General features: G+C 54.5%; 11 protein-coding genes (1 of these 11 cut by a window edge). 6 read left to right on the top strand and 5 right to left on the bottom strand.

Annotated features, from left to right (window positions below; translation table 11 throughout):
- Positions 1–29: 29 nt before the first annotated feature.
- Positions 30–440, bottom strand: a complete 411-nt coding sequence (locus AC5DDB_RS28060) for a hypothetical protein (protein ID WP_491743087.1) — start codon at positions 438–440, stop codon at positions 30–32.
- A gap of 400 nt (positions 441–840) precedes the next feature.
- Positions 841–1,857, bottom strand: a complete 1,017-nt coding sequence (locus tag AC5DDB_RS28065; protein WP_491743088.1) for a DUF1559 domain-containing protein — start codon at positions 1,855–1,857, stop codon at positions 841–843.
- A gap of 300 nt (positions 1,858–2,157) precedes the next feature.
- On the opposite strand from AC5DDB_RS28065, the gene AC5DDB_RS28070 reads away from it, so the two are divergent.
- Positions 2,158–3,456 (top strand): MFS transporter, encoded by a 1,299-nt coding sequence (locus AC5DDB_RS28070; protein WP_491743089.1) that lies wholly within the window; start codon positions 2,158–2,160, stop codon positions 3,454–3,456.
- 244 nt (positions 3,457–3,700) lie between these two features.
- On the top strand, positions 3,701–4,222 hold the full coding sequence (locus AC5DDB_RS28075; RefSeq protein ID WP_491743090.1) for a hypothetical protein: 522 nt from the start codon (positions 3,701–3,703) through the stop codon (positions 4,220–4,222).
- Between the two features lie 291 nt (positions 4,223–4,513).
- Here the strand turns inward: AC5DDB_RS28075 and AC5DDB_RS28080 are convergent, their stop codons facing one another.
- Positions 4,514–5,197, bottom strand: a complete 684-nt coding sequence (locus AC5DDB_RS28080; RefSeq protein WP_491743097.1) for a hypothetical protein — start codon at positions 5,195–5,197, stop codon at positions 4,514–4,516.
- A 784-nt stretch (positions 5,198–5,981) separates the two neighbouring features.
- On the opposite strand from AC5DDB_RS28080, the gene AC5DDB_RS28085 reads away from it, so the two are divergent.
- A complete protein-coding gene (locus AC5DDB_RS28085) occupies positions 5,982–7,247 on the top strand; it encodes a hypothetical protein (protein ID WP_491743091.1) in 1,266 nt (421 codons plus the stop codon).
- A 57-nt stretch (positions 7,248–7,304) separates the two neighbouring features.
- Here AC5DDB_RS28085 and AC5DDB_RS28090 read toward each other — a convergent pair whose 3' ends face one another.
- Together AC5DDB_RS28090 and AC5DDB_RS28095 are read right to left on the bottom strand one after the other, a co-directional pair.
- Entirely contained in the window at positions 7,305–8,798 is a 1,494-nt protein-coding gene (locus AC5DDB_RS28090; RefSeq protein WP_491743092.1) for a DUF1501 domain-containing protein, read from the bottom strand.
- Between the two features lie 80 nt (positions 8,799–8,878).
- Positions 8,879–9,967 carry an FG-GAP repeat domain-containing protein gene (locus AC5DDB_RS28095; protein WP_491743093.1) on the bottom strand — a complete coding sequence of 363 codons (1,089 nt, stop codon included), beginning with the start codon at positions 9,965–9,967 and terminating at the stop codon, positions 8,879–8,881.
- Positions 9,968–10,280: 313 nt separating this feature from the next.
- Here AC5DDB_RS28095 and AC5DDB_RS28100 point away from each other — a divergent pair, with 313 nt between their 5' ends.
- From AC5DDB_RS28100 to AC5DDB_RS28110, 3 genes are all read left to right on the top strand, one after another.
- Complete coding sequence (locus tag AC5DDB_RS28100) at positions 10,281–11,177, top strand: FAD-dependent oxidoreductase (protein WP_491743094.1); 897 nt, start codon at positions 10,281–10,283, stop codon at positions 11,175–11,177.
- 264 nt (positions 11,178–11,441) lie between these two features.
- Positions 11,442–11,972 carry a tetratricopeptide repeat protein gene (locus tag AC5DDB_RS28105; RefSeq protein ID WP_491743095.1) on the top strand — a complete coding sequence of 177 codons (531 nt, stop codon included), beginning with the start codon at positions 11,442–11,444 and terminating at the stop codon, positions 11,970–11,972.
- A gap of 176 nt (positions 11,973–12,148) precedes the next feature.
- On the top strand, positions 12,149–12,388 hold the 5' end (the start) of the coding sequence (locus AC5DDB_RS28110; protein WP_491743096.1) for a DUF6655 family protein. The gene runs 657 nt beyond the window's last position; 240 of the gene's 897 nt are visible here — the first part of the coding sequence; it begins with the start codon at positions 12,149–12,151; the stop codon falls past the right edge of the window.

The raw sequence follows: 12,388 nt of genomic DNA on the forward strand, positions 1-12,388 counted from the left end.
GGTTCTGCTGATTTCGTTGTTGATGACGATTACGAGTTCGAATTCGGTAACGGAGCCGTTTTGATTTTCCAGTCGTCACCCTGTTTAACTAGCGTCCATTCCGAGGTCGGTACCGATTCCGGGTCCGAGACTTCCGCTCCGGTTTTCGTAATCGCGACTTGAACGGTAGCGGTGTCACCTTCAATTTCAACTGACTTGGCTTCGCAGGTGAGTGGTGCGTAGCTCTTTGGCGAATAGCCCGCGGGGATTTGCCCGTCCACAAACAGTTTCGCGAACTCGGCGGGGAGCATGGCCATGTCCGGAAGGGAATTGACTTTTGTACTGACGAGGTTCTCGGGAGTGGATTCCGGTGGGCCGGATGGTTCGCTGCCACAACCGACTAGAAGAATGAAAAGAACACTTAAGCATGTTGCAATGGAACGAGCTGGTTGCAAGTTCATGACTTTGAAACCTGTTGAAGGAGGGTGTATCGAGTCTCTACAGCGTCGAAGCTCAGTCATGAGCTTTCTACAATGTCAAACACGCCCGGCAACGAACGTACGTAGAACGCATCTCGCTGCCTAGGCGTTGGCTTGATGTTGGATTTCACGTCTCGTTGAGACGTTTTTGCGGTGAGTTGCGATGGCGTTTGCTAGAACAGTTTCTTCTTAGTCGTTGTGGTTTCTGTCTCATGGATGTCAGAAAACAACTTCTCCTTGGGACTTCATGGCATAGAAGACGGTCGTGCAGTCTAGGGCAAACAGGTCTCGCAATAGGTTAGGGTGGTAATGTAGTTTCTTGGCAGGATGGTATGTCCGGCATGAACACTGCGAAAATGAAGTGCTATGCAGACGTCAGGTCTTAGAACTCTTGGATGATTTCCGAACCGCCGCGTGTGCTGAGAGATTGCCAGATGCTGAGTTCAATGGAATCGGAGATGAATCGGACACTTCCGTCGGCCATGGCTGCGTTCACGCCGCCAGGGTGTTCGCTACGAGCTGCGGCCCAGGTGTTTTCATCGGTATAGTTTTCGGTACATCCCAGTCCGCTGTTCGCGTCGACAGCACCGTTGTCACAACCGGGGACAACGTCCGTGTCTTTGGCGTTTGGGCCGTCGTGTGCGGAGAATGCTGCAGCACCCATCCATCCACCGAACCACACGCCTCGACTGTCGCGTGTACTATCAATACCGATGACTTCACTAATCATGACGGTGTTCGATGTTCCGTCGCGGACGTCACGAAAGCGGGTCCCTTTGCCCCGTCCCATTTCCGCCAGACCATCGGTGGAAGCAACTTCGGTGATCCCGAAAACGCCTGCGGTCGCAGAGTTCTTGAATGAGTAGAGGTTGTGTGAACCATAGTTGGCGGCATAGTTGCCTTTGGATTGTTCGTCGGTGTTCCAACCGGTGTAGAGGGCTTCGATCAGGTCGGCACTGGGGCAAAGGTACATCTTCGGTGTCCAGGTGCTCAACCGCGATGGCAGGAATTCGCAGTAGTCCGACGTGTTGTTCCAGTTGTTGACGCATTCCCAGATATCCTCTTCCAACGCTGGTTGTTCCATCTCGGCGAAGATGTTGGACGCCCAGTTCGGTCCATGATAGCTCGGCTCTTGAATTCCCCCGAGATTCCACAAAGTGGATGCTGGGTTGGCCGAGGTGATGCCCGGCGGGAACGATCCATTGTTCGAGTGATGATTGTGCATCGCGATGCCGATTTGCTTCAGCTTGTTCTTGCACTCGGTTCGGCGAGCGGCCTCGCGTGCCTGTTGCACCGCCGGCAACAACAGAGCAATGAGAATTGCAATGATCGCAATGACCACAAGCAACTCGATCAACGTGAACCCCTGACGACGCAACTGCTGTCGACTTCCAAACATCTGAGAAAACCTTCTTCCAAAAGAGATACGGAATCTGAGCGGTGTTTCGCTCGTGCCATCACATTAGAGAGACTTAAGTGAAGGTTTTCGGAAGGTGAAATGAGTAATGCCGAAAGTTTGACTTTCGAGCAGGACAAGGGGAACAGATCAACGAATGGTTCCGAGTGTCGGGGCAATCGGACGCTTCACAGTCTCGCAGACGTCGATCCGGTGGCCGCATCGGGTTGTAGACCGGGATGGCGTGTATTACTCTGCGGATTCGTTTCTGACCGACCGTTTTTTCCGAAATGATTTGCCGATATGAGTTCGCCAACCGATCCGCCTGCGTCCTCGCCTGTACCGACTCCCACCAAAGGAGCGTTACTCGCCGTGTTTTTGACGGTGTTCATCGACCTGCTGGGGTTCGGCATGGTCATTCCGTTGGTGGCCATCTACGGCAAGGAACTTGCGTTAGGTGAGAATGGCACATTCATCGTCGCTCTCTTGGCGATCACGCACCCAGGGATGCAGTTTTTGTTCTCGCCGTTGTGGGGGCGATTGTCGGACCGTGTTGGTCGTCGACCAGTGTTGTTATTAGGGCTGTTGGGGTCGGTCATCTTCTACACCATCTTCGGTTATGCGACGGCAGCTCGAAGTTTGACCTGGATGTTCGTCAGCCGCATCGGAGCCGGACTGTTCGCCGCGACGATTCCGACCGCTCAAGCGTATATTGCCGACGTCACGACGAAAGAAACTCGCACGAAAGGCATGGCGATCATCGGGGCGGCGTTTGGGTTGGGCTTTACCTTCGGGCCGTTACTCGCGGCCGGTTCCATGTACATGGCCGGTGCGGACGGAATGAGTGCAGCTCCCGGTTACGCGGCAGCGGTATTGTCAGCGATGGCGTTGCTCTATGCCTTCTTCAAACTTCCAGAAACCCTGACGGCGGGCAGCAAGAATGCGAAGAGTGAACTCCTCGATATTCAGGCGCTGCGAACAGCGGTTAAGTTGCCGACGGTGTTCGGATTGCTGATGACCTTGTTCATGACGAACTTGGCGTTCTCGAATTTCGAGGCGATCATGGCGTACCTGTTGCAACGCCCGGAAAGTGAAGGCGGATTTGGGTACGACATCAAAATCGTTTTGATGATGTTCGCCGTGGTCGGGTTGGTCAACGCGATTGCCCAAGGGTTCGTTCGGCAGTTTTCCAAACGGGTTTCGGAAGCCAAACTCGCGGGAGCGGGTACGCTCGCGGCTGTGATCGGCTTCGTGATTCTGGCGGTGGGAACGTCGATGGGGTCGCTTCCAATCTTGATCGTCGGAGCGATTTTGGAAGCCAGCGGCATTGCGTTTGTGCCGGCACCGATTCAGTCGTTGATCTCTCGGCGAAGTGATCCGCAACAACAGGGCGGAATTTTGGGCCTGAATCAGAGCCTTAGCGCATTGGCTCGGATTATTGGCCACGGCGTGTGTTACTTGTTATTCGCGGTGACGGCCCCGTTGCCATTCTGGACCGGAGCCGCGTTGATGGGCATGGCGTTGGTACTTGTGATGATCCACGCCCGAGGCGGCAGCGACTTTGTGGAATCCACACCACCAATTCAAACCGCCGAAAGTTGAGCAAAAACTGTCGAAAAAACGGCTTCCTGGCTCCGTCGCTCATGCGAGTTTCCTGGGAGAACGGAGGATGACGGATTGAAGATGACAGTATTGCGATCCGATTCGGCTTGCCATTCTCCCGCCTCCATTCTCTATCCTCGAATCCGAGTGGGGAAAGTGTCGCGAAGTTGCTGACAGTTTTGAGGACACCGACGACTGGAACCCGAATGCGGGTCGCGTTACGATACGTCTCCGAAAACTTCCGATGGACCTGTTCACGCGGATTCTCGATATGGCCAACACGACGACCACGCCTGGTGAAACTTCAATTACCGTGATTTACCCGTCGATCGCGGCGGGCGGATTGGGGCGGTTGATCGGCTCCATTTTGAATTGCTGCCGCATTGGGAATCTCAACGTCTCGGCGATTCTGTTCGGTTTGCCGTTGGCTCCGCTTGGGGCGACGATGTATCTGCTGCAAAAGGTTTTCGGTCAACGATACGAATTGACGACGCACGCCGTCAAAAGTTGGGGAGCGATCGGTCATTCTCTCCACGGCGAAGCACCGCTTTCGCAGATTGGCTCCGTGGAAGTCGATCAAAAATCCGGCCAAGCGTTCTTTCACGCGGCCGATTTGGTCATCCGCGACAACGGCGGCAAAGAATTATTGACCTTGGAAGGCGTGAGTCGTGCCGATGTCTTCCGTCGTACGATTCTCGAAGCCCGCGACGCTTCGGTTCAAACGCTGTCGGCATTGCAAACAATCACCGCACGTCAACCGGCATAGATTCAGCCGGGCTTGAGATCGACAAGAAGTCGGGTGACCCCGGATTGCACGAGCGAGTCACGAATCAGTGTGCCACGGCTCTGTGAGCCGTGTTTTCTCGGGTTCATTGCTCAGCACGGCTCACAGAGCCGTGGCACCCTTGTCAGGTGGTCAACGGTTTGTGGTGTTCTTCGCCGAACGGATGCAATTTCCGGCAGTAGCACACCACCCGAGAGTGTCTTATCGTGACAGATACTGTCGGGTGGGCCAATCACTCACTCATCGCGGACTCGGTAGTCCAGGGTGTGCAGTTTAATCGTCGATGCCCAGGCGATATTTCAGTTGCTCGAATTCTTCGAAGTGGTGATCGCTGGATGAATGGACGTGCTCGGCTTCGGTGATGAACCGCATGTCTTCATGGCATTTCAAGTTGAAATCAGCCAAGACGTTCTCGAACCCTTCCAATTCCTGTCCGTACATAATGAGCAATTTGTGCTCGTCGAACTGCACTTCCAGCGGAATTCGCGGGTTCAGCACGGCGATGCCTAGGCAACCGTCGTCGAGTAATAGGTCTTCAAAGTCATAAAGAATACTTTTGAGGACCGGCAAATCGATGTGTTCGCGGTATAGGTCGTCGTGTCCGCCGCTGGTTCGCTCGTGACTGGTTTCCAGAACGACATCCACATCGTCACCGAGTGGATCGAGCATATCGATGAAGACATCCATGACGCATTCCCGAGAGGCGGCTGCCATCAAGACGGGAATCTGCACGCCGGAATCGCGATCTTGGTACATATCGTGGCGATAGCCGGCTCGGGGCACGATTTGCAAATCGTAGCTGGGCCGGACGGCATCCGTCAGAACAAACTGACCGTAGCGCGCGACTCCCAAGTGGGCTTCCAAGTCCTCGTCGCTGAGGTGCTGAAAGCTGCTCGGTGTGACGGCAGTTGGTTCTTCGCGTCCGGAATTCTTCAGGAAACGCTGTAAAAACCCCATGTGACCTTTATCCCCTTGGCAGCCCCGATTCGTGGGGCCTTCGTCCGTTGTCGAGTTCAATTCAATCTGAACACGACGTTCGATTTTCCACATACACTGCGAACCGGACGCTTCCGGTACATCCCTTCGCAGCTCACGACCTGCGAGCGATTTCGTCCTTCCACACGCCACAATTCGATCTGTCTCAAGAGAGAGTTTGGATTGTGCCGATTGGGTGGATAAAACCGGTCTTCAATGACGAGACTCCCAGCGGTTTGCATGACAAGCCGCCAATCGGAAGTTTTCGTCTGCAATGAGGCCCGTCGACATCGGCTCTGTGAGAATCTCCATAGAGTGATGTCGTGAGAACTGTAGCATGCGCCGAGAGAAGGCTTCTGTTCGAACCCGTGAGGTCGGGCAGAAAACTCGGGAGACGTCCGGCTTACGACTAGCGTTACGGACTGCGCAGAAATAACGGGTTAAATGGATGAAGCGGGCCGAGCAAGCGTGGCGAATTGGGAACTTTGTCCGCCTTTGACGATCAGGAAAGATCGCTCTGGAAGGGGAAGAGCGGGCCTATCGGATCTTTGGCCAGTCGGTCTTGACCGAAATTTTCGATTATCGTAAAAATCCGCCCGCCCTGAGCAGTCAGCGGGCCGGTGTTCTCCCATCGGAGTCGTTCAGGGGCACCCATCACTCTCTCCATCTCGGAACGTCAGACAGGATCTTATCCATGTATCAAAGCGTCCCTCGCGCGATCCGCGCATGCGGTGTCTTTGTTTGGCTTGCAACCGTGAGTCCAGCAATGGCCCAATTCTATGGTGGTGTGGGCGGAAACGGTTCGTATGCCACGCCCGCCGGTTACGGCAGTTCCTGCGATTGCGGGGTCCCGCAGTACTCGCAAGCCGTTGTTCCCCAGTACACACAAATGGTTTCCAACCCCTGTGTCCAGCCGGTCGCGATGCAATGCGTCCAACCGGTTGCGGTCCAATGTGTGCAGCCAGTCGTGCAACGGTTGGTGCCGGTTCCACAAACCACCTATCGCAACGTCCCAGTGACGGAATACCAAGAACAAAAGGTGACTGTGCAACGTCCGGTTGTGGAAACCGAATACGTTGAACAACCAGTGACGGAGTACCGTCCGGTCGTGGAACAACGCACTGCACAAGTCCCGCACACGACTTACCAAACCGTCTCCGAGTGTCAAACAGTCACCCGGGACATGGGCCAATGGGTAACGCGACGCGAGGCGGTCTGCAAACCTTCGCCATGTGAGTACGATCCGCGTCCTGGCTTCGCTGGTTGGTGGAACCGAACCGCCTACAACATGCGGTCATCGTTCACGCCTAACGTTCGTACGCATCGTGAATACGTCCCCAACATGGTGACGCAAACCGTTCCCGTGAACCGTACCGTCGCAATCCCGGGAACTCGCCAAGTTACTTACAATGTGACGAAGTATGAACCTCATCAGACCACACGTCGCGTGGCGGTCAACAAAGTCCGTATGGTTGCTGAAGAAGTCACACGCCAAGTGCCGGTGACGGTTTACCGCAGCGTCCCTTCGACTTCGGTAGCTTGGGTCACTGAGGAACAAGCTACCGCGATGGCGGCTCGTTCGGGCAATACGTCGACCGCTTTGGCTCCATCTTCGGACCCGGCTTTCCGCTCGGCTGACGCTGCCGGTTCAAAAGTTCCCACGCGGAATGGCGAAAAGTTTCGTCGTGATACCGACAACGGCACCTTCAAGAAAGACCCGGAACCCTTCAAACCGGGCGCGTCAATTCATCGCGATCGCAACATTATGCCGGCTTCCGGTGTGACCTTGCCGATCCCTATGCCCGAACCGCCCGCATTGGACGTGATTCCTCCCGCTCACCACGGAGCGTTGGAACGCAAGTCGAACACCACACCTGCGGACACGAAGCCAGTTCAGGAATCGATTCAACGACCGAAGTTCTCCGATCGGATTCCGTCCTTCGTGCGGGCAACTCCCCGAGTTACTCAACCAGCAAACACCACCGGACCACAACTCACCGGCCCAGCCCTGTCAGTCGCCGGTTCGCGGTAGTTTTCTTTCAGTCACGACAATTTCCAAGCCCCGAAGGATTACCCTTCGGGGCTTTTTTTATGCAATCCACCGGTCGATCACGTTGCCGGCGACGTCGGTGAGGCGGAAATCTCGGCCTTGGAATCGGTAGGTGAGTTTCAGGTGGTCCAAGCCGAACAGGTTGAGCATGGTTGCTTGGAGATCGTTGACGTGGACGGGGTCTTTCGTCGGGGCCCAGCCGATTTCGTCGGTCTCACCGTAAACTTGTCCACCTTTGATTCCACCGCCCGCCAGAAACATGCTGAACGCAAACGGATGGTGATCGCGACCAGTGGCGTTCGGGTTGCCGTTGCGGTTCTCGCCAAGTGGCGTTCGTCCAAATTCCCCGGCCCAAACAACGAGGGTTTCGTCGAGCATGCCGCGATCTTTGAGATCTTGGATCAACGCGGCAATCGGTTGGTCGGCCATGCCGGCGTTGTATTGCAATTCGTTGTCGAGGTTGGAGTGGTGATCCCAACTGGCATGGACAATGTTCACAAATCGCACGCCACGCTCAACCATCCGCCGAGCCAATAAACAATTGCGGGCGAAGATTCCATATTGCCCGGGACCGCCACCGCGTGACGCTTTGACTTTCAGGTCTTCGCGGTCGACGCCGTATTTTTCGAGCGTCGATTTTGTTTCGCCGCCCAGATCGATCAACTCCGGTGCGGCCGACTGCATGCGGAACGCGAGTTCGTAACTGGCAATCCGACTGGCGATCTCCGGATCTCGCATGGTGTTGTAACGCGACTGGTTGACTTCACGAAGTGCATCGAGACCGGCACGCTGCAGTTCTGGAGGCAACCCATCAGGATTGCCGAGATTCAACACCGGGTCGCCTTCGTTGCGGAACCGCACACCGGAATAAACGCTGGGTAGGAAACCGCTTTGCCAGAGTGTCGCACCACCACTCGAGCCACGTCCCGCTGTCAGCACCACATATCCCGGAAGGTTTTGCGATTCGCTACCGAGTCCGTAGGTTAGCCAACTTCCCATGCAGGGAAGGCCGAACGCGGCTCGTCCGCATTGCATCAGCAGTTGGCCAGGATGATGGTTGAACTGATCGGTGTGCATACTCCGCACGAGGAGGATGTCATCGGCTTTCGAACCAATATGTGGCAACAAATCGGAAAACTCTGTGCCGCATTCACCGTACTTCTTGAACGTGCGGTTGGTGCCCATCAGCTTTGCGGAGTCTTTCTTGATGAACGCAAAGCGGACGTTCTTGGTCATCGACTCGGGCAATTTCTGCCCGTTCATTTCGTTGAGTTTCGGTTTTGGGTCGAACAAATCCAGATGGCTCGGGGCACCGGCCATGAATATGAAGATGCACGATTTCGCTTTCGGCGCAAAATGCGGAGCTTTCGGTGCCAACGGATTGACCGCTGCGTCGTCCGCCAAAACAGAACGCGGACTGAGAACGCCATCTTGGGAGAGCATTGCTCCCAGTCCGATCGCTCCCAATCCGCTGGCGGTTGTCGTTAAGAAATCTCGGCGAGCATGATCGATAAATGGCGAATCGGCAGACATGAAGCAACCTCATAAAAAAATCGAGATACTTCAATCTAAGCCGCGAGCCAAACTGATGCAAATGCTCGCCGCATGAGGGATCATGTCACGAGGCGGTTCGATCCAGGTGTGCGACCCCAGAAGAAGAGCGAGTCGAAGCCGGAAGAACCTTCCAAAGTGACGACCGCAGCATAAGCACCGTTCAACGCACCAGGAGCTACGCAGTTCGTTTCGATCGTAAATGTCGGGTTGGCAGCTGCGTCAGAACCAGTCGCCAAACGGTTGCGACCGGTGTCGGTGTTCCAGAAGAACAAGTCTTCTGCGTCATCGGAACCATCGAATTCGCCCACGGTCAGGCGATTGAAGTCATTCCCGTTGAGTGCCGACGCAGAGATCGTATTAGTAAATAGCCCCAATTGATTGATCGTGCCCAAGGTCACCTGCATCGTAATGGTACGATTGCGACCGGAATCGGGATTCCAGAAGAAGAGGTCGTCAACGTTGTCATCATTGAACTGCCCGACAACGACGGTGAGGAAATCATTCCCGTTGATTGCACTTGGGGAAATTGCGTTCGTTTGAACCGTGTTGACGGCGGGGGCAGCGTTCGTGTCGTTAAACGTCACGAAACGGTTCCGACCCGTAGACGGATTCCAGAAGAAGAAGTCACTCGTTTCTTGCGACGAGAAATTGCCGGTCACGATTTGGGTGAAGTCATTCCCGTTGATCGCTCCCGGTGCGATCACGTTCGTGAAAATCGTGCTCAATGCGACCATGCGATTCTCACCCGTCGACGGATTCCAGAAGAACGCATCATCAATGCCATCACCATTGAAATTGCCGGCGGCAAACAGCGTGTAGGCATTGCCATTGATCGCTGTCGGAGCGATGGGATTGACGGTCACAGCGCCGGAGTCTGTATACAACAAGTTCCGTCCACTCGGCGGATCCCAGAAGATCAAGTCCGCGGAACCGTTGCCGTTGAAGTCGCCGGAAATCACTCCGAGATAGATGTTATTGCCAATCAGATCGGTCGGCACTGGATTGGTGTTGATCGTGGTTAGTCCATCTGCCGAAAGCAGCACCCGACTTTCCAAGACTTCCGCCGCCATTGGAAGACGTGTCTTCCGACGACGCGACGGTGAAGTGGAGGTTAAACGATCCCAAGACTGTCGCAGATGGTTAAACATGTCAATTTCCGTGGTTTGATTTGAATCAATTTATGGCGCCTGGCAAACGAAGCCGGTGGCACTTCCCGAGGTTATCTATTGAATTAGACGTGATCGCAAGTCGGATTCAACACGTGACTTCAAAGAACATACGCATTCTTACTGCTCCCGATAATCGCGGCAATCGGTAAATTGGGATAAGTTACTACATCTTGCGAGGTCTTGCTGGGTTTCCAATCTTCTCTAGCCTTTGCCTTTTGTGTGGTCGTCTTGGTGGACGATGACAATTAGGTGGTTTGGGAATTCATGTGAAACTTTTGCGGGGTTTGGTGAGATGTCTCATGATCTAATTGTCATTGGTGGCGACCCGATCGCGCCGCAAGTCGCCCTGGAAGCGGCTCGACAGGGATTGTGGACAGCATTAGTTCACAAGAACGACCTGAACGATTGGTCCGATTCGATGACGGCAGATGCCCGAATCGATCACTTCTGGGGAAATGCCGAGTTCATCTCGGCGAATCAAGTTGCGATTGGGCAGGGCAAGGATCGGGTAGTTCTCGATTCCGCACGCATTGTCATCGCGACTGGTTCACGTCCACTGCGTCCGCAGGGGATTCCCTTTGATGGAACGACAGTGCTTGATGCAAACGAAGCGCGGCAGGATTTACCTCCGCGGTCGGCGATTATCATCGGGGCCAGCCAAACCGGGTTGGAAATCGCTCAAGACTGGACCAAAGCAGGATGTACGGTGAAGGTTTTGGAACAGCATCCACAGCGGTGGCTCTCGAGGGGGGCGACCGAGTTGGCTCGGAAAGCCCAGATTGCCGGTGTGGATTGTCTGTTCGAAAGCGAGGTGGTTGGAATCCGCTCGCAAAAAGGGCGGGGAGTGTCTGTGTATGTTCGCAATCAGTTGCCGATTCGCTCAGAAGTTGTTGTTGTCGCCGTGGGACGCGTGGGCAACATCGAAATGCTGAATCTTGAGCAAATCGGACTGATGGCAGACGAGCGGGGTCGTTTGTGGTGCGATCCTCACGGACAAACTTGGGAGTCGTCGGTATTCGCCATCGGATCGGTGGTCGGTTATCCGGAGACGATGCGACATGAGACCGATATCAATCGGTTCGTGCGACGGATGGCTGGAAAGCCCGTCAAGCATCCCCATGTTCCGACGCCTCACTTGCGTTTGTTTGCGGGGGAAATGCTCGAAACCGTCCGGGTCAAAGCGGACTGAATCAGCTGTTCTCGAAACGATCGCATTGAATGAGTTAGCGCCTTAAGGATTGTCGAATCGGCAATTCTCAAGGCGTTTTTTTCTCGGAAGACGGAGCATTTCGAGTTGAGGCCTCTGAAAAAATGGCGACGTTAGTCGTTTGATTGTATTAGGTTATGGCGTTTGGTGTTTTTCGGTGTCTCGGTCGGATCAGGTTTGGCACGGTGGTTGCTTTGCTGCCAGTCGTTCCTGTTCAACTTCATCTCCATCACCAAGGTTCGACCCATGCGATTCTCCGATATGAACACCCTGAACTGGTCCGTCGCCCAAAAAGCCGTTCGACATCTCGTGGCTGCCGAAGGGTATTTGGAACTGGAACTTCCTCAGCGAGCCCTGGCTGAGTTGGAATGTATCCCACAAACGGAAGAAACGAACGAACTTCAGCCGTACGTGCATTACCTCACTGGTGAGTCGTTCAAAGACCTCGGACTTTTCCCAGATGCAATCAATTCGCTTCACGAAGCCGCCCGGACCATGCCGGCACCGTTCAATCGCACGGTTTGGTCGTCGTTAGGTGAGTGTTTTCGACGAGACGGGCAACCCGTTTTGGCGGAAGTCGCTGAAATGTTTGCGGAAATGAATCCCGAACTGGTCGAAAACGAGTCACTGTTCGACTCCGAAGACGAAATCGATGACACCGAAGAAACCATCGAGTTTGACGTCACCGAATGGCAAGCTGGTTTGGAAGATTGGTCGCTCGATGCTTGCCTGGATTCGATCGACAACGTGAAGCCTGCGAAAAAGCCGCGATTCTAAGTCTTGTCCGTTTCCATGACTGTCGCTGTTGAACTCGCATTCCGCCGATATCGGCAATTCGCTATAAACCCGCCGTATTTGAAGTCCTCAACTCACGGAGGAGATAGGCGGTGGGCCGGTTGAATGTCCAACATCACACAATCCGAACCAGAGTCCAAAGGACGGGCCTCGGGTTGATGTTGTGTGTAATTCTTGGGTGCGGCAATAGCTTGCAACGCACCGCGACCGAGCAATTGCTCACGTCCGATGCTGTCGACCAAACAGTATCCGGGTTCGACTTTACCGATCTCGCGGGACAATCGGTCTACTTTGACACGACCTACCTGAATAACGTCAAAGGAACGGGTTTTGTTAATGCGGATTACATTATCAGTTCGATCCGCCAGCAGTTAGTTGCTGCCCGTTGTCTGCTCAAA

It is taken from the genome of Thalassoroseus sp. (assembly GCF_984380535.1).